The organism is Nitrosomonas nitrosa (genome assembly GCF_003051105.1).
GTDB classification, from domain to species: domain Bacteria; phylum Pseudomonadota; class Gammaproteobacteria; order Burkholderiales; family Nitrosomonadaceae; genus Nitrosomonas; species Nitrosomonas nitrosa.
The window spans coordinates 45,965-70,870 of the sequence record NZ_QAOO01000002.1 but is presented as its reverse complement, the minus strand read 5'-3'; the positions used below and the strand labels follow the sequence as shown (position 1 = coordinate 70,870).

Annotated in this window: 15 protein-coding genes and 1 pseudogene; 12 read left to right on the top strand and 4 right to left on the bottom strand. The window is 50.3% G+C overall.

The annotated features are described in order from the left end of the window. Positions 1 to 222 precede the first annotated feature (222 nt). Positions 223 to 1,368: a sugar-transfer associated ATP-grasp domain-containing protein gene (locus C8R30_RS01295; protein WP_107789358.1), complete on the top strand. Its 1,146-nt coding sequence runs from the start codon at positions 223 to 225 to the stop codon at positions 1,366 to 1,368. A gap of 39 nt (positions 1,369 to 1,407) precedes the next feature. Here C8R30_RS01295 and C8R30_RS01290 read toward each other — a convergent pair whose 3' ends face one another. The 3 genes and pseudogenes from C8R30_RS01290 to C8R30_RS16535 all read right to left on the bottom strand — a co-directional run. Further along, on the bottom strand, positions 1,408 to 2,406 hold the full coding sequence (locus C8R30_RS01290) for a hypothetical protein (protein WP_146162666.1): 999 nt from the start codon (positions 2,404 to 2,406) through the stop codon (positions 1,408 to 1,410). Between the two features lie 334 nt (positions 2,407 to 2,740). Further along, entirely contained in the window at positions 2,741 to 3,331 is a 591-nt protein-coding gene (locus tag C8R30_RS16540; protein ID WP_338065843.1) for a glutamate ligase domain-containing protein, read from the bottom strand. A 30-nt stretch (positions 3,332 to 3,361) separates the two neighbouring features. Continuing rightward, positions 3,362 to 4,045: pseudogene (locus C8R30_RS16535) on the bottom strand (Mur ligase family protein); the annotation flags it as partial. A gap of 694 nt (positions 4,046 to 4,739) precedes the next feature. Here C8R30_RS16535 and C8R30_RS01275 point away from each other — a divergent pair. The 11 genes from C8R30_RS01275 to gorA all read left to right on the top strand — a co-directional run bounded on the left by C8R30_RS01275 (position 4,740) and on the right by gorA (position 21,508). Beyond that, the gene (locus C8R30_RS01275) at positions 4,740 to 6,206 is read left to right on the top strand and encodes a DUF3375 domain-containing protein (protein WP_107789354.1); all 1,467 of its coding nucleotides are present in this window, start codon (positions 4,740 to 4,742) and stop codon (positions 6,204 to 6,206) included. A gap of 2 nt (positions 6,207 to 6,208) precedes the next feature. Continuing rightward, positions 6,209 to 6,856: a DUF4194 domain-containing protein gene (locus C8R30_RS01270; RefSeq protein ID WP_219908806.1), complete on the top strand. Its 648-nt coding sequence runs from the start codon at positions 6,209 to 6,211 to the stop codon at positions 6,854 to 6,856. Continuing rightward, complete coding sequence (locus tag C8R30_RS01265; protein WP_107789353.1) at positions 6,849 to 10,247, top strand: ATP-binding protein; 3,399 nt, start codon at positions 6,849 to 6,851, stop codon at positions 10,245 to 10,247. The genes C8R30_RS01270 and C8R30_RS01265 overlap by 8 nt, the downstream gene beginning before the upstream one ends. Beyond that, on the top strand, positions 10,244 to 11,419 hold the full coding sequence (locus C8R30_RS01260) for a DUF3322 domain-containing protein (RefSeq protein WP_107789352.1): 1,176 nt from the start codon (positions 10,244 to 10,246) through the stop codon (positions 11,417 to 11,419). Before C8R30_RS01265 ends, C8R30_RS01260 begins: the two co-directional genes overlap by 4 nt. Positions 11,420 to 11,690: 271 nt before the next feature. Then, positions 11,691 to 13,016 carry an erythromycin esterase family protein gene (locus C8R30_RS01255; protein WP_181258677.1) on the top strand — a complete coding sequence of 442 codons (1,326 nt, stop codon included), beginning with the start codon at positions 11,691 to 11,693 and terminating at the stop codon, positions 13,014 to 13,016. A gap of 3 nt (positions 13,017 to 13,019) precedes the next feature. Beyond that, positions 13,020 to 13,733 (top strand): protein-L-isoaspartate(D-aspartate) O-methyltransferase, encoded by a 714-nt coding sequence (locus tag C8R30_RS01250; protein WP_090669651.1) that lies wholly within the window; start codon positions 13,020 to 13,022, stop codon positions 13,731 to 13,733. A gap of 24 nt (positions 13,734 to 13,757) precedes the next feature. Continuing rightward, the gene (locus C8R30_RS01245; RefSeq protein ID WP_090669654.1) at positions 13,758 to 16,082 is read left to right on the top strand and encodes a spermidine synthase family protein; all 2,325 of its coding nucleotides are present in this window, start codon (positions 13,758 to 13,760) and stop codon (positions 16,080 to 16,082) included. A gap of 155 nt (positions 16,083 to 16,237) precedes the next feature. Then, complete coding sequence (locus C8R30_RS01240) at positions 16,238 to 17,698, top strand: diflavin oxidoreductase (RefSeq protein WP_090669657.1); 1,461 nt, start codon at positions 16,238 to 16,240, stop codon at positions 17,696 to 17,698. Between the two features lie 56 nt (positions 17,699 to 17,754). After that, complete coding sequence (locus C8R30_RS01235) at positions 17,755 to 19,425, top strand: NADPH-dependent assimilatory sulfite reductase hemoprotein subunit (protein ID WP_090669659.1); 1,671 nt, start codon at positions 17,755 to 17,757, stop codon at positions 19,423 to 19,425. Positions 19,426 to 19,544: 119 nt separating this feature from the next. Further along, complete coding sequence (locus tag C8R30_RS01230) at positions 19,545 to 20,066, top strand: peroxiredoxin (RefSeq protein WP_090669661.1); 522 nt, start codon at positions 19,545 to 19,547, stop codon at positions 20,064 to 20,066. Positions 20,067 to 20,152: 86 nt separating this feature from the next. Next, the gene (gene gorA, locus C8R30_RS01225; RefSeq protein WP_090669663.1) at positions 20,153 to 21,508 is read left to right on the top strand and encodes a glutathione-disulfide reductase; all 1,356 of its coding nucleotides are present in this window, start codon (positions 20,153 to 20,155) and stop codon (positions 21,506 to 21,508) included. Between the two features lie 98 nt (positions 21,509 to 21,606). Here gorA and C8R30_RS01220 read toward each other — a convergent pair whose 3' ends face one another. Next, complete coding sequence (locus C8R30_RS01220; RefSeq protein ID WP_107789350.1) at positions 21,607 to 24,804, bottom strand: AfsR/SARP family transcriptional regulator; 3,198 nt, start codon at positions 24,802 to 24,804, stop codon at positions 21,607 to 21,609. Positions 24,805 to 24,906 lie beyond the last annotated feature (102 nt).

Here is a 24,906-nt window from a genome sequence, read left to right as displayed (position 1 = left end):
GTTTAAAACCACGAACAAAATGTTCGTACACCAAACAATACAATACCCAAGTATTCAGGATAGCTCTAAAAATTCAGAGTTATAAACAAGACGATGCGAGCGCAAAATAGGTTGACGCAGCCTAGGGTTGATAGCAAAGGCAGCTTTTTTGTGAACAACGATGTATTGTGACGAAATAGGGATTTTTTGGGGTGCCGTTAAAAGGAGTGGAATCTACCTGATATGTTTAAAGATCTCATCACCATCTTACAAGGCGATCGTGCGCGTAGAGCGCCTGTCTCCACCTTAGTTGAAGCGCTTCGCATGCGCTTTGGATCGCAGCGTTTACCATTCCGCGAATATTTGGCTTACCGATTTCATGAACTCGATGATCTGAGCGCGGAGGAGCGTAGCAGATTCTTGGGTAGCGGCCGTAAATTCAGGCTCAATTATGTGTGCAATGATTCCCAATGGTTCATGCTAGGGGAAAAACTGCCGATGACCTTGTTCATGATGGCGACGAATATCCCCATGCCTAAAGTTCATGCAGTCTATGATACTTCCGGGAGGAGCCTGCCAGGTGCCGTCACGCTGCATGATAAAGATGATGTCATAACCTATCTACGCACCACTCAACACTACCCCTTATTTGTCAAACCCAGTCATAGTGCCTATGGCTGGGGCGCAGCGGGTCTTAAAGCTTACAACCCTGAATCGAATAATCTGCAGTTCCTGGACAATAAAGAACGCAACCTAGATGAATGGGTCGGTCAACTCAACCCGGGTTCTGCACATGGCATTCTTTTTCAGGAACTGCTGAAGCCTCATCCAGAGATTGCGCGAATCTGCGGGCCGCGCGCAAGTAGCATACGCGTCTCTACAGCACGATTAGATGGACATGTCTCCATAGTCAGCGCCGTTTGGCGGATCCCCACCGGCACCAACATGATTGACAATTTCCAGCATGGCGCTTCGGGCAATCTTCTCGGCGGGGTGGATATTGCAACTGGACGGATAAATCGAGTTGTAGGACTCGTCAACAATAAAGTGGAGATCGTCGATAAACATCCTGACACAGGCGAACGCTTTGATAATTACACCCTTCCTGATTGGCCCAGGGTTAATGAAATGTGCAGCCAGGCAGCCCATTACTTAATGGGCATGAATCTTCATCACTGGGATATCGCGTTAACGGATCACGGTCCCGTCATTGTCGAAAATAATGAAATCGCCGACATTGATCTGCACCAGCATGGTAACCGCAAAGGTTTCTGGTCAGACACGGTTGAGAAAACAAGATGCCAATCCTATCCACGCTATTGGCATACCCTAAGCATGTTTCAAAAAATAAGCGCCACCTTCATGCGAAAGATCGATCAGCTTCGCTAAATCCATCTGATTCTCTCTAGGAAGCCATAGATACCCACATTACGGCCCAATAAATTTTCTCCTTAGCCATCCTTTGAGGACAACTTTGTCTACAGTCGAGAATATTTTTTTCCAATTTGCCACTTGTGAAAGATAGTATTGCCATTCTTTATAGGTAATCGCTCTGGCAAGGTCTGCCCGCCCAATCTCTTTTAAAGAGGCTTTTAGTGTACTGGCAAAAGAAATCGTTTGATTTGCCAAATGGAGGCCATCCTTAATAGTTTGCGCAGTAGGTTCGCCTCCCGGTAAGGTATGCGCCTCTTGAAGCTTTCCAGCACACATGAGTTCCAGTTTTGTTCGGATACACTTTGGGCATTTGCCACAGTTTAATTGTCCAGTTTCACCATCGAAACAAACACGAAGAGTAGAAAGCGCTAATGGCCATTCAGCAATCAACTTGACTCTTTCAACTCGATTTAACCGCTCACCATCATGATGAACGCGAAGATCATAGCTTGATAAATGTGGCTCAATCATGGGGTGGCTTGAAAATGGATGCAACTTGGGAATTTCATAACTGGATGAGATCAGCACATCCGACAAACGGCCTGATAAACCATGCGCCACAGCCGCCATGGCCGGCCCCATATACTCATCTAGCCAAACCTGATTAGATGAAAATAAATCAGCTTTATGAGTCAACGATCGAAGATTTGTAAAGGTTGGGATTAGATTGAGTCCAGTCTTTTCAATAAACTCTTGTAATCCCTGAATAATATAATCAAAAAATTCTTCCTCTGCCCCCCGTTCCGGAATTACGCCGATATCAAACCCATGAACAAAAATCAGATCTTTGATTGAACCTGCGTGCTCTTTTGGAACATTGAGTTGGTTTCGCCTTACCGTATAAAGAGAATCCACGCCCGCAGAAAAAAAAGCGGCTGTTCTGGCTGGTTTTTGATATCCCTTTTTCTGTAATACAGCTTCGATTTCAATAAGGCTTTTATCTTCTCGTTTTCTAGCGAACTTGTACCAATACCAATTGATATAGTACGCCATAAGCGTATAGAGATTATCCCTGAACCATGGGCAAATCGAGCCATTGATTTTGATTCGGCGCTCACCATAACGTAATGCTGGAATCAGTACTGCAAGCAAGAAAGGATGGTAATTATCAGAAACAATATAAGATTTGTCGACACGATAGCGAAAAAATACTTGCTGTTCAGACCAATCATTATCCTCCCAGATCACCGAAGCGGATAAAACCTGGTAACCATTTTCTTCTTTGTGCGACAGGTCATTAATTTGCATGATTTAACGTTTCCGTTTAGATAAGCATAAACACAATGTAAACGCTCGAGTGGATATAATCGCCAATTTATCAAAGAGCTTAAGCAGCTGAATCCGGTGGCGCCATATAGCCCTGAATTTCCGGATGCCAAACGAACCCCAGTCGGCTGCAACGATCGCATAATATTTGCATGGAGCAAGAGCTCAGCGTACAAGTAACTTGGCCAAACAACCCCAAATATATTCTGGAAAGGTGATGACTGGCTTTCCCTTTGATCAGGACCAGATCATCTTCTCGAAGAAATTGTTTAAGGAAAGCCGTCACTTCAGCAGGATCAAAAAAAGCATAAACGCAGTCTTCACTTAATCCCGCCTCAATTGCGGCTTCTTTAGAGCGATTTGCATAATCACCGACAAAAATAGCGATATCTGCAAGAGAAGCAGAAATTTTTCCAAGATAGCTGGCACGTACGCGATCTTTTTTCTTGGAATCCGAGAAGTCACTAAAAATAACGATCTTACGTGCTGCATTTGCATCAGCTAATACTGTCAACGCAGCGTCAAAAGTATCTATTGAGCCATTAAATTCGTCACGCAGTATCGTTGCATTTCCATAAGCAGGAAGACTAATCGGCTGTAATCTAGCCCAGAATGGTTCGATTGTACGTATGGCATTAATCGCATCTTGCACTGGGACACCACAGTGAATAGCCGCTGCAAGCGATGCTAGAATGGTAGGCGCCCAATGCGTGCCGACCAAACGTGTGTCAACTTCATATTGCTTACCTTCATAAACAATATGTAGTCTCAACCGTTCTGGCCAATTTGATTCTGCATGAACGAGTCTGATATCGGCTGACTCAGATTTTCCAAAACGAATCAATTTTGTTCCGGGTTTTGTAGCCATTTCTGCCACATAGGGATTATCTTGATTGAGAACCGCGCACCCTCCGCTTTTGACATGCTTCAAAAGCTGTGATTTTTCCTGAGCAATAGATTCGAGCGTCTTAAAGGTATTGGTATGACATAGCTTAATGTCCAGCATCAGGACAAGATCAGGGTTTACAAATTACGCTACCGGTGCCATATCGCCAGGTATTTCAATACCTAGTTCCATGACAACAAACTTATGCCAAGGCCGTGTTTTAAGAATTGTCATTTCTGGTCCTTGGTATTTTCGATGATTCCAGTTGCCTGGAGTACGAACAACAGAATAATGCTGCTCAAGAATGGACGCTAAAAACTCTTTGGTGGTCGTTTTACCGGCACTGCCAGTAATAGCGATGAATGTAGTATTGAGCAACAGACGGCGCCAAATAAATGCTGCCTGGCTAACAACCCACTCTGCGATCGCAGCGCTGCGCTTATGTAATTTCAAAAACCAATACACTGATCTCAGTTTCATCGTTTGCCACCCCCCTTAGCTATATGCCTAACCAACCTATGTTGTTCTCTATCAGTACGCTGTTACTCAACAAGCGGATGAGACTGCGCTGATTTTTCCTCTCCAAGACTTCTCGCTGCAAAGTAAGCTTAATCCAATTACAATGCTTGCACAAAAAAATTGATTCATGTGTAGCTCGATTGTCCCCATAACTTGTTTAGTGGTTTAGCCAAGTTAATGACGGCCGGGACTAATGTTGTCAGTAACAAGCATCATGATTCTAAACTTGATTATGAATTATTATGTAAACCCAAAGTAACATGATGCTTTTTCAGCGCTAACGAGAGGATTAGTTGCTATATATTGCGGAAGGAATACCCATCTTTTCCGCAACAACACGCTGATTTTCTATCATCTGATAGCTGATAGCAGCACAGGCTAACTAACTCGCAATCATGGCAGATCGGGGCAAGCTATTTTCTATGCACAGTAATCACCATTTCCTCACCTACCCGTACTTGTTTGTGATGTAAATCGCTTTGAATTTACATTGTGCGCTAAACTCAAGCCAATCAAATAATTTCCAGAAGATTCGAGGTTTATTTTTGTCAGGTTGCAGAGTTAACGCTATAATTTACTGGCTTTTGCACGTCCCTTGTCCCGTGCCTGTTAAACCGCACAGCCTCCCTCATCAAACTAGGGAATCCAAGTTTTAATGACCCTCGACTACGCTACGCTTGATCTACTGCGCCAAAACCACCCGGCTTGGCGGCTGCTGCGCTCCGATCATGCACCCCTTGTCGCCAGTTTTCTGCAGCGCGTGTTCATCGTGCCCAATGTACGGGTGATGGCACAAGCAGATTTGTCTGAGGCACTGGAAGATGAACTGTTTGCATTGCGTGAGCGACTGGGGAATGAGGCGTTTCCCAAAACCGCCCTGGAATATCTCAATGACTGGGCCAGCACTGAGAAAGGCTGGTTGCGCAAGTTTTACACCCATGGCTCGGATGAGCCCCATTTTGACCTAACTCCATCCAGCGAAAAAGCGATTGCCTGGCTAGCGACGCTGGTTGAGCGCAGTTTTGTTGGTACCGAATCGCGCCTGCTCACGCTGTTCGAGTTGCTCAAACAAATGAATGAAGGCAGTGAAACCGATCCACAGGCGCGTATGGCCGAATTGCATAAACGGCGTGACGAGATCGATGCCGAAATTGCGCGCGTGCAGGCGGGCGATGTGCCGCTGTTGGATGATACTGCGCTGAAAGATCGCTTTCAGCAATTCACGCAACTGGCGCGCGAATTACTGACCGATTTCCGTGAAGTGGAACACAATTTTCGCAATCTGGACCGGCGTGTACGTGAACGCATCGCGCTTTGGGAAGGTGCCAAAGGTGCATTGCTGGAAGAAATCATGGGGGAGCGCGATGCCATTGCCGATTCAGACCAAGGGCGCAGTTTCCGGGCCTTCTGGGACTTCTTGATGTCGAGCAGCCGCCAGGAGGCGTTATCGGTTTTGCTCGAACGCGTCTTGTCCTTGCCGCCGATTGCCGAACTCAAGCCCGATGTGCGCACGCGCCGAATACACTATGACTGGCTGGAAGCGGGTGAACACACCCAGCGCACGGTGGCTCAGCTCTCGCAACAGTTGCGGCGCTTTCTGGATGACCAGGCCTGGCTGGAAAATCGCCGTATCATGGACATCCTGCGCGGACTGGAAGTCAAGGCCCTGGCGTTACGGGCATCGCCGCCAGTGGGTGAAGTGATGCAGATTGCCGATATGGCTGCCACCATTGAGTTACCGATGGAACGGCCACTCTACACGGTAAATGTTAAAACCGCGATCGCGAATATCGAATTGCAGTCAGGCGATAGCGAGCAAGACGCCGAATATTCGATGAAGGCGCTTTACTCACAAATCGTGATCGACAAGGAACAGTTGACGCGCCACATCCGCCACGCCTTGCAAGATCGCTCGCAAATTTCCCTAGGCACGCTGTGCGGGTTACGGCCATTGCAGCATGGCTTAGCGGAGTTGATCGCTTATCTGGCGCTTGGCAGCGAAACCTTCAAGACCGTGGTAGATGAAGAAACAACCGAAACCATCCTATGGCGAAGCACTCACACGGATGGACAAGAAAAGATCAAACAAGCGCGTTTGCCACGCGTGATTTTCGTAAGATAGCCATGACAGAATCCATGCTGGACAATACAACACCCAACCACGCGTTATCAGCCTTGGTCATTCCCTTGCTCAAAGGTGTGATCTATCAGGAAAATGATGCGGGTTTATGGCAAGCTCTGCTTCAACTCCAGGCACGGGTAAGGGATTACGTCACGGTGCTGGGATTGGAACTGGTGCTGGACGAAGCCGAAGGCTATGCCTTTTTGCGCGCCCGCGCTGAGTCCGATGATGAGGTCACCTCCAAACTGCCGCGTCTAATCGTGAGACGGCCCTTATCCTTTCCAGTCAGCTTGTTGCTGGCCCTGCTGCGCAAGAAGCAGATTGAATTTGATGCCAGCGGGGGCGATACCCGGCTGGTACTTAGCCGTGACGAAATCGTCGAGCTGATTCGGGTATTTCTGCCGGACAGCAGCAACGAAGCGCGCCTGATCGATCAAATCGAAACACATTTGAATAAGATCGTTGAATTGGGATTTTTGCGCAAATTGAAACCGGCTACAGCCAACCCTGGAGGACAAACAACGGTATTCGAGGTGCGGCGTATTCTCAAGGCATTTGTCGATGCACAATGGCTGACAGATTTAGACGGCCGCCTGGCAGCTTACCAGGCGCAGCTAGCCGATAAACAGGGAGAACCCCACGATGAATGAATTGCAACCGCTGGAACTCGATTTTTTAGCCGACGATACGCTTTCAGGTTTCCGTTTGCACCGCCTGGAAGTGTACAACTGGGGAACCTTCGATGGCCGCGTGTGGAGCTTGCAGCCCGAGAGCAAGAACAGCCTGCTGACTGGTGATATCGGCTCGGGCAAATCCACTCTGGTAGACGCGATCACCACCCTACTGGTACCCGCCCATCGCATCGCTTATAACAAGGCGGCCGGTGCTGACAACAAAGAACGCACGTTGCGCTCCTATGTACTTGGGCATTACAAATCCGAGCGCAGCGAAATGGGCGGTAGCGCCAAACCGGTTGCGCTGCGGGATGCGAGTCATTATTCGGTAATTTTGGGCGTGTTTCATAATGCCGGTTATGACCAGACAGTCACCTTGGCGCAAGTGTTCTGGATGAAAGATGGTCAAGGTCAAGCTGCCGGGCAACCCGCCCGTTTCTATGTTTGCGCAGAGCATGCTTTATCGATCGTTACTGATTTTGCACAATTTGGCACCGATATCGCACAATTGCGTAAGAAGTTACGGGCTGGCACCGGGCAGCGCAGTATCGAAGTCTTTGACAGCTTTCCGCCTTACGGCGCCTGGTTCCGACGCCGCTTTGGTATCGACAATGAGCAGGCGCTGGAATTGTTTCACCAAACCGTCTCGATGAAATCGGTAGGTAATCTGACCGATTTCGTGCGCAGCCACATGCTCGAACCATTCGACGTCGCACCTCGTATCATCGCACTCATCAACCATTTCGATGACCTCAACCGCGCGCATGAAGCGGTGCTGAAAGCCAAACGGCAAGTGGAATTACTCACACCGCTCATCGCCAACTGCGGGGAATATGCCTCTCTGCACGCGCAGATAGAGGAACGCCGCACCTGGCGCGAAGCGCTCAAGTGCTACTTTGCCAATCTGAAACTCGAGTTGCTGGAAAACCGCGTAGCCGCACTGGCGATCGAATGGATGAATCAGGATGCTTTAGTCAAGCGGAGCGAACAGCGTCGCGATACACAGCGCACCGAGGTCGATGAGCTCAAGCGTAATATTGCTAACAACGGGGGTGATCGCCTGGAGCGGCTCGCTATCGAGATCCGTAAAAAAGAACAGGAGCGTCAGATGCGTGAACGCAAAGCACAGCGTTATGCCGAACTGACGCGTGCGCTCGATGAGACCCCCGTAAACGATGAAGCTAATTTTCAGGCTCAGCGACAACGTTTTTCAGTGCTGGAGGAAGCGGCCAAAACACGCGACGCCCAACTGCAAAACGATCTGACCGAGTATGGCGTCAGCTTGCGCCAGGGCAAGCAAGAACACGATGCCTTGACTACCGAGATCACCAGCCTAAAGGCGCGGCGCAGCAACATCCCTGCCGAACAGATCGCCATGCGTACCGCACTATGCCAGGCATTGGGTCTGATAGAGGCGGACATGCCGTTTGCTGGCGAATTGTTGCAAGTGCGTGACGATGAACGCGAGTGGGAAGGTGCAGCGGAGCGATTATTGCGTAATTTCGGGCTATCGCTGCTGGTGCCAGACGAGCATTATCCCGCCGTGGTCAATTGGGTGGATAACACCCATCTCAAAGGACGTCTGGTTTATTTCCGTGTGCGCCAAAATGTCCGCAGTGAACATTCCGAGCTGCACCGTGATTCGCTGGCACGCAAGTTGTTGATCAAACCTGACTCTCCTTTCTATGACTGGCTAGCGCGTGAGCTGACCCACCGCTTCGACCTTGCCTGTTGCATCACCCAGGAGCAATTCCGCCGAGAGACCCGCGCCATCACGCGCACAGGCCAAATCAAGGCGCCCGGCGAACGGCATGAAAAAGATGACCGTCATCGGTTGGATGACCGCAGCCGCTACGTACTGGGCTGGAGCAATACGGCCAAGATCACCGCATTGGAAAATAAAGCGCACAAACTGGCCGAGAAACTTGGCGAATTGGCGAGCCTCATTAGCCAGATCCAAGCCGAGCAAACTACCCATAAAACACGCCTGACCGCGCTGTCAAAGCTGGGTGAATACACTGACTTCGCCGAGCTTGATTGGCACTCGCTCGCACGGGAGCTCGCGAAGCTTCAGGATGAGAAACAGCAATTGGAGTCAGCCTCCGATGTGCTCAAGCAGTTGACCGGGCGATTGAATGAGGTCATGGCTGCCTTACAGAAGTCAGAACAACTGCTTGAGGCCCACAAGGACAAACGCTCAAAAATCGAACAGAAGAAAAGCGATGCTGAAACCTTACGCACCCAGACTAAATTGCTACTGGATGATCCAGCCTATACCACGCACGCTGCCAGCTTTGACAGGCTCGACACGCTGCGCAGTGAAGCGTTGGGCGAACATACCCTTACAGTCGAATCGTGTGAACAGCGCGAACGGGATATGCGCGACTGGTTGCAAAAGCAGATCGACAACAAAAGCAGTCATCTCAGTTCGCTGGGAGAGCGGATCGTCAAGGCCATGACCGCTTTCAAGGAAGAATTCAAGCTGGAGACTTCAGAGATCGATGCCAGCATCGGAGCTGCTTTCGAATACCGCAATATGCTGCATAATCTGCAAAGCGATGATTTGCCGCGCTTTGAAGCGCGCTTCAAGGAACTGCTCAACGAAAACACCATCCGTGAAGTAGCCAATTTTCAGTCGCAATTGGCGCGCGAGCGGGAAACGATCAAGGAACGAATTGCACGCATCAATGAATCATTGACCGGCATCGACTACAACCCCGGCCGCTATATCGTGCTGGAAGCTCAACCAACGATCGATGCCGATATCCGTGATTTTCAGCTCGAACTGCGTGCCTGCACCGAAGGCGCATTGACTGGCTCTGATGATGCTCAATACTCTGAAAGCAAATTCTTGCAAGTCCGGCATATCATCGAGCGCTTCCGAGGGCGGGAGGGTTTGTCGGAGCAAGACCGCCGCTGGTCTGCCAAAGTCACCGATGTGCGCAATTGGTTCACGTTTGCCGCCAGCGAGCGCTGGCGCGAGGACCACAGCGAACATGAACATTATTCCGATTCAGGCGGTAAGTCGGGTGGCCAAAAGGAAAAACTGGCCTACACCATTCTGGCTGCCAGTCTAGCCTACCAGTTTGGTCTGGAATGGGGGGCAGTACGCTCCCGCTCCTTCCGCTTCGTGGTGATCGACGAAGCTTTTGGGCGGGGTTCTGATGAGTCGGCACACTATGGACTACGATTGTTTGCGCAACTTAATCTGCAATTGCTTATCGTCACTCCCTTACAGAAAATCCACATTATCGAACCTTTCGTCTCCAGTGTAGGCTTTGTTCACAACGAAGATGGCCGCGCCTCCAAATTGCGCAATCTGTCGATCGAAGAATATAAACAGGAAAAAGCCAGGATGACCGGATGAACTGGACTCGTCCAGCAGATTTACGCGCACAACTACAAAAGCTGTGGGATCGGGGGGAAATTTTAAGTTGTCTGTTGACTGACAAAGCGCTATTTCCGCTGCGTTTGCTGATCAAGCCCCCCACCTCTGCTGAAATGGCAGACCAGTTTACCGCAGTGCGCAGTTGGATCGCGACCCTCAGAGCGTTGCCGCACTGTCGGGTGGAGATGCGAGCATTCAAGCACCGGTTATTCGGCACCAATACCATTCCATCAGCAATTTGGATCGACACCCTGGAAGATGCCTTGAGTCTGATAGGCAAACAACGGGAAGTTGATCGCTTTACTGCACTGGCTGCCATGACAGGTGAACAACAACCGGAGCTGTTAAGCTGGATGGCAAAAAAACCACTGCGGGCATTGGAGTTGGCCGACGATTGGCACCGGCTGCTAGCTATCGCCGCCTGGCTCAGAGAGCATCCTCGTCCAGGTGTCTATCTCAGACAGGTCGATATACCTGGTATACACAGTAAATTCATCGAACGGCATCGCGGCGTGCTCAGCGAATGGTTGGACATCATCCTGCCAGCGGGGGCAATCGATTTCAGTGCATCGGGTGTGAATCAGTTCGCACGGCGTTACGGCTTTCTTGAGAAACCGCTGTGTATTCGTTTTCGCATGCTGGATCAGGCGCATGCCCTGCTCCCCCAAATTTACGAACGAGATGTTTCGTTGGATGCCAACAGCTTTGCCCGCCTCAATCCCAGAGTGTCACGGGTGTTCATCACGGAGAATGAAATTAACTTTCTGGCTTTCCCGGATGTCAAAAACAGCCTGATTCTGTTTGGCGCAGGCTATGGCTTTGAAATGTTGCGTCAGGCGGCCTGGCTACAACATTGCCGTATCCATTACTGGGGCGATATCGACACCCACGGCTTCGCCATGCTCGATCAGTTACGCAGCCAGTTCACGCATGTCGAATCATTCCTGATGGATCGCGCCACCTTGCTCGCATTCGAAATGCACTGGGGCACGGAGACCAAGCCCACCCTGCGTAACTTGTCACGTCTGACCCCAGAAGAACGAGCACTGTACGACGATTTACGCGATAACCGCCTGGGCAAGCATGTCAGGCTTGAGCAAGAGCGCATTGGCTTCGATTGGGTAACGACAGCCCTCAATGCACTTGCGTAAAACCTGTTTACCTATTGGCCCTATCCACGCCTGCAGAACGGCTTCATTATGCAGCTTCTTGATGGTAGAAAAACTTATACACCCTCCCATGTATGCTTAATATTTATGTGTCTTGCCTTGATGATCGTACACAATTCTTTCTGACCCACAATTTTCGCCGGAAACACCCTTACCCTGGGAATCATCGTAATCGACTTCGGTCTGATTTTGGTATGCCATCATGATGCCGACCAGCCACGCCCTTACCACCCGCCTTAAAAGAAGGATACCTATGAAATACTGTCTGGCAATCGTTTTTATCTGCACGGGGCTGTTCATTCCCTTAGCCCAGGGAACCCCACCCCAGGATTTGAGCGCCGTCTACCGGAAACATGCCCGGCCACTTTCCGCAACCAGCGATTTAACGCCCTTGATTTCCGCAGCTAAAGACAAGCGGCTCGTGCTGTTGGGTGAGTCGAGCCACGGGACCCGGGAATTTTATACTTGGCGTGCGGAAATTTCTCGCCGTCTGATCGAAACAGGGGGTATTTCTTTTATCGCCGTAGAGGGGGATTGGATTTCACTGGCACGTCTCAATCGCTATATCAGGCACGAGCCGTGGACATTAGCGAGCGCACGCCATGCATTGATGATACCCAATCGTTGGCCGCGCTGGATGTGGGCAAACGAAGAATTCGTCGAATTCGCAGAATGGCTAAGGGCATTCAACAGTGCGCGCTCACCAGAGAATCGGGTAAGCCTGTATGGCATCGATATTTTTTCCCCTTGGGAAGCGATGGATGCCGTACTGGATTGGTACCGCTCGCACCATCCCGATCAATTCGACCGGATGAGCGACCAATACGCGACTTTTGCAGCGTTTCGCGATGACCCGCATGGCTACGCCCGGGCAGTGGAAGCGATGGACGACCAAGAACGCGGCGTAGCAAAAGTTCTGCGCAATACAATTGCTTTGTGGCAAAACTCGCAAGACAGCACCCGTCAGGCTGCATTCTTCGCCAAACAATCCGCCCATGTCGTTTCAGCCGCCGAGGAATACTATCGCACCATGGGGCAATCCGCCTCGCATGCCTGGAATACGCGCGCGACGCATATGCATGAAACGGTGAGACGGCTACTGGCCGTTGACGGCACTAAATCGAAGGGGATCGTTTGGGCGCATAACACCCATATCGGTGATGCGCGGGCGACGAGCATGGTGCAGCGGGGAATGCATAATATTGGCCAACTATCCCGCCAGCAACTTGGGGAAAACAATGTTTTTCTAGTCGGTTTCACGACTGGGCAGGGAACGGTACTCGCCAGCCGGCGGTGGGGAGGACCGCGAGAATCCATGCGGATACCCTCCCCGCCCAATGATAGCTTCGAAGCTGTGCTGAAAACGCTCGCCATGGGTGACGCATTGTTGATCTTTCCACCATCGGATGCGTTACCGCCCGTTTTGCAACATACCATTGGCCATAGGGCCATCGGCGTAATTTATCAACCAGAGCAAGATCATCGGCAATATGTGCCCACCACGCCCGCACGGCGCTACAATGCCTTGTTGTACGTTGATAATAGCACTGCCCTGACACCGTTGCATGAGAAGGAGTAACCCATGGCAATGAATCGACAGCGATTGTTCCCTGTGTTTATTTTTCTGTTTGGCGCCTGGACGGTGCAGGCGAAGGATACGGATCAGACACGCCTCGCACGCGAGGAAATGGTGGCCAAGCAAATCGCGGCAAGGGGTATCGAGGATAGCCATGTCCTGCGCGCCATGCGTGCCGTTCCCCGTCACATGTTCATCCCAGAAAATGAAGCACGGTTTGCGTATGACGATCGGCCTGTACCGATTGGCCATGGCCAGACCATCTCGCAGCCTTATGTCGTTGCCTACATGACTGAAATCGCGGGAATAAAACCGGATGCCCGCGTGCTCGAAATCGGTGCGGGCAGTGGCTATCAGGCTGCAGTACTGGCGGAGATCACCCAGGAGGTCTATACCATTGAAATCGTGCCGGAGCTGGCACGCTGGGCAGCTTCACGCTTGCAGCTTGCTGGCTATGACAATGTTCAGGTTAAACAGGCTGACGGCTATTACGGCTGGGCCGAACATGCGCCATTCGATGCAATCATGGTGACCGCTGCTGCACCGCACATCCCGCCACCGCTGATCGATCAGCTCAAGGAAGGGGGAAAAATGATCATTCCAGTCGGCAATCCTTACCGGGTCCAAATGCTGGTACTCGTCACCAAGCAAGGCGGCGAGGTGCGTACGCAAAATCTGTTGCCGGTCAGTTTTGTCCCGCTCACGGGCGGCAGAGAATAACGACGTAAAACAGATCGCCGTCTTATGCGATTACCCACCGTCAATGTTGCCCTGTTCGTTGCTTCATTAGCATTGATCGCACTGCAAATCGTGCTGATGCAGGCATTAGCGCAGGGGCAAAGCCATCACTTCGCCTATGCGGTGATTTCGATTGCCCTACTGGGATTCGGCAGCAGCGGCACGGTGCTGACGCTCGCGCGCGAGTGGCTATTGCCGCATGCCGAGAGGGTATCGCGCCTATGCCTGATATTCGCCGCAGCAAGCAGTCTAGGGGCATTGCCTGTGGCGCTGCAAGCCGCGGCGGCAACAGATTTTCCCTTGCTGTTTATCGATGTGCGCAGTTGGGGGCCATTGATGGTGAGTGCAGCGCTAGTATTTTTACCTTTTTTTGCAAGCGCGCTGTTTCTCGGTTTGATCTTCATGCGCGACGCGGCGGCAGTCGGGCAGCGCTATGCCGCGAACCTGCTTGGATCGGCTACGGGAGCCGGGCTAGGACTTTTACTGCTGGTTTATTTCACGCCCAGCCAGGGATTTGCGCTCTGTGCAGCAGCGTTCGCCTTCGCTGCCTGGCTCTTGCACCGTTCATGGTTCAGTACATTGCTAGTGCTTTCTGCGCTGGTAAGCACTGCGTTAATCTCCGATATCTCACCATCGCCCTATAAAGCCATCAGTTACGCGCTGCAATTGCCTGATTCGCAGGTGATCAGCGATACCCCGCACCCGATGGGACGGATCCAAATCGTGCAATCCCCTGCCCTGCGCTATGGGCAGGGTCTCAGCTTGCAGTTTCAAGGCAGCGTGCCAGCTGCACCGCATATTTACCGTAACGGCGATGCTTATGGGGTATTGCTGCACGATACGGCGGCACTAGATGAAAGCGTGCAGGCATTACCATTCGTGCTGTCGAAACCAGCAAGCGCACTCGTCCTCCACGCGGGCGGCGCGGCCATCGCCCATGTGCTCGCGCAGGAAAGCGTGCAGGTCGATGCGCTAGAGCCACATCCCGTGGTAGCCAGGCATCTGCGAGCACATTACCAGAATGATCGGCTGACCGTCATCGCTCGTGAAGGCCGTGCTTTCCTAAGCACATCACCCTCCCGATATGACCTGATCCTGCTGCCGCCACAAGGCTCATTTGGCGGCGGCGTTGGCTTGCAAGCGCTGCAGGAAGACTATCTGTTGACCCGAGAATCCTTTCATGCCATATGGAACGCGTTGAGTGAAGAAGGATTATTGTCCTTCAGTGTCTATCTCGATCAACCGCCGCGCCACAGCCTCAAGTTATTGGCGTTGGCCGCCGAAACGATGCGTGCAGCGGGTTTATCCAACTTGTCAGACCATGTCGCGGCAATCCGAAGCTGGGATATGCTATCCGTAGTCGTATCGAAACATCCGATGAAAAAAAGCGCACGCGACAAACTGGCGGCATTCTCCCAGACCAAGGGGTTTGACCGGCTATGGTCACCCGGCCAAGGCCCAGCGCTAGCAGATCATTTTCATGTAATGGAGGAAGATAAGCTCGTAACCGGCTTGACAGCACTGCTCTCTTCATATGATGCATCAGCCTTTTACGATCATTATTTATTCGATGTACAGGCACCCACTGATGCCCGTCCCTATTTCCATCAGTTTCTCCGCTGGGACCGCCTAGAGGAAGTCAGGCAGTCCCTCGGCAGCAGCACCCTTGCCTTTGTAGAAATGGGCTCCGTATTGGTTGCAATGACGGGATTTGCATTGGCCGGTGCTGCGTTTATTCTGATCGTAGCGCCGCTGTTGCGGCTGGGGTGGGCGCCGGGCGGGCGTTTGGCTGTACTGTGTTATTTTGCGGCAATCGGCTTGGGCTTTATGTTTCTGGAAATTGTCTGGATTCAACGCTTTACCTTGTTCTGGGGCCACTCACTTTATAGTGCGGCCGGTGTCATTGCCGCTCTGTTGTGTGGCATGGGGGCAGGCAGCGCGTTGAGCGCCCGATTCGATGCCGCCTGCAAAACGGTACGTTTCGTGATCGGCGGTGTCATTGTCATGATCGTGCTGTCGCTGTTCCTCACGCCCCCTTTATTTACTGCGGGATGGATCTGGCCAGAACCGTTGAAATGGTTAGTCGGCTTGATGCTGCTCGCTTTGCCAGCTTTCTTGTTGGGCATGCCCTTTCCACTGGCCTTGCGTGCTTTGCATCAAACGTGCCCCCAGCAAGTTCCCTGGGCATGGGGCATCAATGGCTGCTTCTCGGTAATCGCGGCACCCTTAGCGGTTGTTTTGGTCATGCAGGGTGGCTTTACCACCGTTGGTTGGGCCGCCGCTGCAGCCTATGCGCTGGCGCTGATTGCCTTCAGGGGAATAGGACGGTGATCTCGACTCACGCTCCCCTGCGCTTGTGCAAGCGGAATGATTACGGAGTATGCTATGCCTACACAAGCGTTGACCAACCTCGGTAGTCACAGCATCTATCCACCGAGACAGATGCCTGTTGCTCTAGGGTAATCTATAAACAGGATGTTATACACATGCTAACAAAACAACAAAAAGCCTTGTGGGAAGAACTGCGGCGAACGTTGAGCCGGGATCAAGCCATCTGGTTTGCAGGCTATGTGCAGGGCATAGCGCAACCGGACAGCATGACTGTCATGACTGTCACCCCAACCACACAACAAAAGTTGCGTGTGTTTTTTGCTACAGAAACCGGCAATGCCAAGATGGTGGCACAGCAATTGGCTAAACAAGCCAAAGAACATGGCTGGAATTCTGCGCCGCAGCCGGTAAAAAAAATCAAGAACATCGAAGAATTACAGGGCGGTGAACCGGTTATTTTCATTACTGCCACCCACGGCGAAGGCGATCCACCTGAAACGGCGGGAGCGTTCTTTGAGCTGCTGCGGCAATCCGATGCATCACTTAAAGGCGTCAAATACGCTGTGCTAGGGCTGGGTGACAGCAGCTACCCCCAATACAACAAAGCCGCCAAAGATCTCGATGTTTATTTGGAAAAACTGGGGGCTGAGCGCATTTACGAACGCGGAGAATTGGATGTGGATTTTGCCAGCCACTATCCGCAATGGATAGCGGGCGTCCTGTCTTCGTTGTCTTCTGTGCAACCTGCCAGCGCCCCGGCGATAGCGGATCTGGCCGCTCCCACGGGTAGAGGTTATTCCCGGCTGGAACCTGTGGTTGGACGCGTGGTGGAAATCATAAACCTCAATGATCGAGGCTCCGCCAAGGAAACTTATCATATTGAAATAGCGTATGATGAACCATTGGCCTACCAGCCGGGCGATGCGGCAGGTATCATCCTGCCGCATTTCGCCGATGGCGTAGATCACCTCACGCCGCGGCTTTATTCGATTGCGTCATCACCTTTGGCCCATGGCCGTCATATTCATCTGACGGTCGCACTGGCATGGCATCGCTCTGAGGATGGCGAGGTTGGCTTTGGATTATGTTCACGCTACCTGGCTGATTTGAAAGTAGGTGACGAAGTGAATTTTTTTATTCAACGCAACAACTTGTTCAAACTACCGGAAGACGAACGCGACATCATCATGATCGGCCCTGGTACCGGCATTGCGCCGTTTCGTAGTTTTGTTTGGGAGCGTGCCTCCCGTGGCGCAAGCGGGCGTAACTGGTTGTTCTTTGGCGAGCAGCACCAGCACTGCGACTTTCTCTATCAAGCCGAGTGGATCGATTTTGTAGAAACCGGGGTATTGCATAAAATCGATCTGGCGTTTTCCCGCGATCAAGAAGCTAAGGTTTATGTCCAGCACCGCCTGAAAGAAAAAGCCGATGAATTGCTGCAATGGATAGCAGGTGGCGCCGCTATTTACGTCTGTGGAGCGAAAGATCCCATGAGTAAGGACGTAGAACAAGCTTTGCTGGAAATTCTGACCAAAAACAAAGGCAGCCCAGAGGCGGCCCTGGAATTCCTAGACCAGCTACTCGATGACAATCGATACGTAAAAGATGTGTATTGACCTACCCGCTCCACTGGCATTCTAGCGGTTGAGCGTGCTAAAAAATGGAAACGACTATGACTGAACCCACTCTTTCGCCTGTTGAAGGCATCAAAGTTCGCAGCCGAGGATTGCGCGGCACGTTGGCAGAGAGCTTGAAGAATCAGCTTACCGGGCAGCTTTCGGCAGATGATCAGCAATTGATCAAACACCACGGCGTCTACCAGCAGGATGACCGCGATCGCCGTAGCGAGCGCGAAGCGAAAAAGCTGGAACCAGCCTATTCATTCATGATTCGTTTGCGCCTGCCAGGAGGGGACATTTCGCCGCAACAGTGGCTGGGGTTGCAACCGCTATTGGCGCAAAACACCTCGGGCGTCCTCAAACTCACCACACGGCAAACCATCCAAGTGCATGGCGTGATCAAATCCAAGCTCAAACCGACCATGCAATGGTTCAACCGATATGAGTTGGATACCATCGCCGCCTGCGGTGACGTCAACCGCAACGTCATGGCAGGCTCGCATCCCGCCACCTCCCCGTTCCACGAAGCGGTCCATGCTTTCGCCGCCAAAATCAGCGAGCACTTGCTACCCAAAACCAAGGCGTTTGCCGAGATATGGTTGGACGGAGAGCGGTTGGATGCAAATGCCGACCCGGAACCCGACCCGCTCTACCAAACTCGCTACCTGCCACGCAAATTCAAAGTGGGCATCGCTATTCCACCGCATAACGAAGTGGATATTTTTACGCAGGATGCGGGTTTTATTGCCATCGAAGAAAACGGCGAGCTGGCCGGATTCAATGTGACGGCAGGCGGTGGATTGAGCAGCACCCATGGTAACGCAGCGACTTATCCACGACTCGCTGATACGTTGGGCTTTGTTACCCCCGATCAGGTGCTGGATACCGTGTGGCAGATTGCCGCCGTGCAGCGCGACTACGGCAACCGGGTCGATCGCAAGCAAGCGCGCCTGAAATACACCATCGATCGCATGGGGTTGTATGCATTCAAAGCCGAACTGGAAAGTCGGCTGGGGTTTAGGCTGGCCACCCCGCGCAATTTCACTTTCAACGCTCGTGCCGACCACTATGGTTGGCTGCAGGACCACAAAAACCACTGGCACTATACGTTATTCGTCGAGAACGGGCGGGTCGTGAATAACCCTGAATATCAGGTGAAATCGGCGCTGGATGCCATTGCGGAAACCCATTTATGCAGCTTCCGTTTGACGGGGAACCAGAACATCATGCTGTTGAATGTAGCGGCACAAGACAAGGCGGTGATCGACACGATTCTAGCCGCGCACGGCATCCTCAAAACGCAGTCTACGCTTGCGCCCATCCGCACCCATGCACTGGCCTGCGTCGCCTTGCCCACCTGCCCATTAGCCATGGCGGAAGCGCAACGCTACTTGCCCGAACTCATTGGCAAGATAGAGGCTTTGTTGGATAAACATGCGCTCAAGCAAGACGAAATCAGCATTCGCATGAGCGGCTGCCCCAACGGCTGCAGCCGGCCTTATGCCGCCGAAATCGGGTTGGTCGGACGCTCGATGGGACATTACGATCTGCGGTTGGGCGGTGACCGACTGGGCTATCGCCTCAATACCCTTTACCAGGAGGGGTTGAACGAAGCAGAAATCTTGAACACACTGGATGATCTGCTAGCGAATTACGCACAGGGACGCGCCGCAGGTGAGTCCTTCGGCGATTATTGCCAGCGTCAATTGACACTGGCAGATTAGCAAAATCGTGAAGCTCATTGGAAGTTGATTGATTCGTTTACAAACGATATCAAACTGAACCCCACTTCATCAATGCAATCGAAATTAAAGCGGATATTAATTAACTACAGGAGAAAATCATGGCTCACTCAATACCCGAAGTCACATTTAGAACCCGTGTTCGCGATGAATCGATTGGCGGTGATAATCCTTTCCGGTGGCAAGACGTGACTTCACGAGACATCTTCAAAGGCACGAATGTAGTTGTTTTCGCTTTACCCGGCGCCTTTACTCCAACCTGCACGAATGCGCACCTACCCGGTTACGAGGCTAAATATGACGAACTGAAAAACAAAGGCATCGATGAGGTTTACTGTCTCAGCGTCAACGACGCCTTTACGATGTTCCAATGGGCCAAATATCTAAAAGTCGAAAAGGTAAAAATGCTACCCGACGGGAATGGTGATTTCACCCGCTTGATGGGCATGCTGGTCAAGAAAGAGAACGTCGGTTTCGGTCTGCGTTCCTGGCGCTATTCCATGCACGTCGTCGATGGCGAGATCAAACAGATGTTTATCGAACCCGGCCTGATGGATGATTGCCCCGATGATCCATTTGAAATCAGCGATGTCGATACGATGCTCAATTATTTGAGCAAATAAGCGGATACAGCCACTGAGCAAGCCTTAGTGTTCACCACCACCTACCCTTTTGTATAGGCTCAATTGAACGAAACCAGGCTATTTTCATGAATTACAACTATGACCTTTTTGTAATAGGCGCCGGATCGGGAGGCGTGCGGGCCAGCCGCATGGCCTCGTCTTTTGGCGCCAAAGTTGCCGTCTGTGAAGATCTCTATATAGGCGGCACCTGCGTCAATGTAGGCTGTGTACCGAAGAAGCTTTATGTTTATGCTTCCGAATACGCCGCACATTTTCACGACGCCAAAGGTTTTGGCTGGCAAATGGCCAAACCCAAATTCGATTGGCCCACCTTACGTCAAAATAAGACAGCTGAAATCCGTCGGCTCAACGCCATTTATGAGGACATCCTCGACCAAGCCAATGTCGATATCATTGAAGGCCGCGGCAAGATTCTCGACCCGCATACCGTGGAAGTCGCCGGTCAACGATACAGTGCCGAGCGTATCCTGATTGCTGTCGGTGGCTGGCCGTTTATTCCCGATGTTCCTGGCCGTGAATATGCCGTCAGCACCAACGAAATATTTGATCTTGAAAGCTTTCCCGAACGTATCGTGGTAGTCGGAGGCGGCTACGTTGCTGTCGAATTTGCAGGTATCTTCAACGGTCTGGGCGCACAGGTAACCCAGCTTTACCGGGGTGAGCTTTTCTTGCGAGGCTTTGACAATGAAGTCCGCCAATTCGCCGCGCAGGAAATACGCAAGAAAGGTGTCGATATTTGGTTTAATGCCGATGTGACTTCAATTGACAAACAAAACGATGGCCACCTCACCGTCCATACCAACATAGGCAAGACCCTCACAGCCGACGCTGTATTGTATGCAACCGGCCGAAAACCTCGGTTAGCCGATCTCGGCCTCGAAAACGTCAATGTCAACATGACAGACAGCGGCCACATTCAAGTCAACGAACACCTGCAAACGGATGAACCCAATATCTTTGCATTGGGTGACGTAACCGGCGGACTGGAATTGACGCCGGTAGCGCTTGCCGAAGGCACGGCTTTAGCCCGTTCGCTGTATAACAACGAATCCTACCGATTGGATTACAGCAACATCGCGACTACTGTATTTTGTCAGCCCAATATCGGTACCATCGGCATGACCGAAGAGCAGGCTAGGCGAGATTATCCCAATGTCGAGAAATATCGCACGATCTTTACCCCGATGAAACATGCCATCAGTGGCTCTGACGAGAAAACGCTGATGAAATTATTGGTCGATGGCGATACTGGAAAAATTCTGGGCGCCCATATGGTCGGAGCGGACGCTGGCGAAATCATGCAAGGTATCGCCATCGCCATCAAAGCCGGTGCGACCAAAGCAGATTTTGACGCCACAATCGGCATTCATCCGACCGCGGCTGAAGAATTTGTCACCATGCGGGAGCCTGTCGATGAATAAAGCCCGTGAGATCGCTGCTAGCTATGCGTTGATAGTTAAGCTGCGGAAGCAGGCTGGATAAATTTATTCATAAATCGATCCCAATCAAATTCAGAAAATCATTCAAAGTACTTCTGTTCGCTGGTTTCTATCTGCTTAGCGAGGAGCTGAATCTCTTTAGAAAGCGAAATATGAAATCCTTTATGTAAAACCCGATAACACTGATGATAAATATTCAATGCTTGATCTGGTTGGCCGAGATCGAGGTAATAAACCATCAACCGCCGATAATTTGCCTCTACCAAGGGCTTCAGTTCGAGTTCTTTGTATAGTAATAATTGGACGAGTTTATGTTCACCGCATCGTTCATGAAAGCTTATTACCAAGTCTAGTAAGTGGCATAGTTTATTGAGTAATTGCTCTTGCTTCACTAATACCAATCCAGAATCAGCATTCTTTAAGAAGGTATCCCGGTAAAGAGTCAGTAGTCGATCAGTTAGTTTAACGATGACAGGTTGTTGCCCTTCATTCAGAGCCTGTTCCAACTGAGTTGCAGTGGCTTCAAACGCCCATAAATCTAGCCAGCAGTAATGCTCATTAAACGAGACGAGGTTATTATTCACCAACACGGCCTCTTTCCCTATAAGCTTACGTATGCGGTACAGTGCTGTTTCCAAGGATCGATTGGCTAAATCACCTTCCGCATCAGGCCATAATATTTCAGCAAGTTGATCGCAATTAACTTTGCGGCCACCTAATGAAATGATTAGCTCCAGCAGCTCCAGTAGCTTCTTCGGGCTTTTACCTGCTGGCTCGATCAGCTTACCATCGACTTTAATAGCCAGCGAGCCGAAGCTATAGATTCGTACGGCCCAGGGCCATTTTTCGAGATGCGGCGGTGGACAATCCAACAGTCGATGGTGCCTCAACAAACGCACAGCGAATTCTTCCTTGATACCATTTTCGATAGCCAGTAAGCACAGAGGTGTCAAGACCTTGGGCCGCCATCCAAAAAAAGCGAACAACTGTTCATGATGCATGATTCGCAATAATTCTGTTAAAGCTATAAGCGCACGAGGCTGATTTTGTTGTAAATACGCACACCAAGCATCAGCCACATAATATTGGATCTGATTATGTTTATTATTAATATCCTTTGCTGCTGCCGAAAGCAAAGAAAGCGTTTGCTCCGCTTTTTGCCACTGACACAGTTCAGCCAGCATTTGCACTTCAAGTGACCAAAAAGCGACATAAGCGATTTCATAGTGAATCAATTGTGTCAACTCTAGTGCTTGCTTATTTTGCTCCAAGGCATATTGCAGATTACCGGCTAACGCGGCTAACCATACAACATAAGCATAATGCATCACAATCGGTATACGTTGGCGATCATTTCTAGATTCAACTGCTTTTTGCAAAGCATATTCAGCGCTGATCAGATCTCCATTATTGATATGGCAACCCACGCTATTGGCGAACAACATTCCTTCAAATACTCGAAGACCTGATGCCTTTGATATTTCCAATCCTTTGTGGGTATATTCAAGCCCCTTGATGGTATTGGCCTCCAAAAGATTTTTAACAACTAATAGATATGCGCTCATGATCCTTGTCATAATGGGTAAAGCTTCATCTTCCAGCGCTTGTTCCAGGTATGGAAATAATGCTTGGGCTTTGGTTAATTGAAGATTAAACATGTAGTATTGGGCCAATTGCAGGCTCAGTGCTGTCCTGACAGATCTGATGGGGATGAATCGGAATATTCCTTCACAAATTCTGATTAAACTTCGCGACAATGGATGATGAATGTTATAGATAGAGAAAGCCTGTAATGCCATTGCGTAAAATTGGATTTTCAATTCGATCGATGGGCTGGCAGAATAATGTTTGCGTATTTCATCAATACGATTAACCCACACCTTTAACTTAGAAAAATCATCCCAACTGATCGCAATGGTTTCCACCGCCGCCACCCAGGCTGAATAAATACCCTTGATATCATGATCGATAATAAATAATTGGTAACATTTTTCCAGCCGCTCTTCCGCCAGCAAAGGATCGACCGGTTTCAACGCCACCGCATACCAATAGCTTAACCATGCATCTGCTTCTAGAAATTCACTTGGCAATATCTCTATCCATTGACTGACAGTATGATGGCGCCCTGAACTGATGAGCTGTTCTGCCTGTTGCAACAACAACACTTTCAATGAGGGCCAATCTTGTAATTGCTGATAAAGCAGGATAGCTTCGGCTGGACTTCCCTGCTTGGCCAGTATCCTTGCGGCCTGATGCTGTAATTCCTGCCAAATCTCTTCGGTAAAGAGCGTACCAGCCTGGGTCAGCAATAAATCTCTGAACAGCGGATGGAAGCGATAAATGGGAGTGGCACCGGCAGTGCGTTCAATCAAGAAATTTTTAGAAACCAGCTCATCAAGATACGATTTGGCCTGACGGTTTCCAGTCAGCTGAATAGCCATTTCCGCCGTCAATTGCGTAAATAACGCACTGGTCACCAAGAATTCGTTTAATTCTTTGGGTAAAAATGCAAGAATTTCTGAAACCAGATAATCAAAAATATTTTCAGCAAAACTAAAATCCCCGGAAAAACCGGTGATGCTCAATTGCCTTGCCATCAACACCATACCAGCGGCCCAGCCTTGTGTTCTTAACTGGATATGATGGATTTGATGATCCTCCAGTTGTGGATTAAGCCATTTCAAAAATGCTTGGCTTTCCTGATCAATAAACTGTAACTCAGCGTCACCAATTGCTAATAATTCATTATTCAGTTGCAACCGTTTAAGGGCAGCATTGAGTCGATTTCTGCTGATGCAGATTAATTGCATGCCATCTGGTAACTGATTTATGGCAATTTGTAGCAAGCGGAAAAAAGTAGCATCCTTTTCCAGCTCCTGGCAATTATCCAGCACAATTGCTGATTCCCGCGTGAGCGAGGCAAAAAGCTCACGAAAAAAGACACATGCAAAGTTTTCTACATCATTGGCATATTCAGCGGTAAAAACCGGTAGTTTAATCTTCTGTCTGGGGTAATTCTTTTGTGCAGCCAACGCTAGAAAATAAAAGATATCGGCAAAATTATTCTCACTGACATCAACTCGGTACCATAAAAAAGACGCCTGCTGTTTCTTCAGCAAACTGGCAACAAAAATAGTTTTTCCAGAACCAGGTGCCCCATTTACCCAAATCACCTTGGCCATCTTTCCCTGCCCAACCAGCGCAAATAAGCGATCACGCTCAAAAACCCGCTCGTAAACCGGTGGCAAAATTTTGGTCGGATACCTTTTTATCTCCATTTCCCCCTCCCTTTATACCAAATTGATAATTTTTTCAATCTGTGTGCTATTTGTGAGTTTGCTACTGGTAAATATGCAAGTAAAGATAAAAGCGTTGTTATC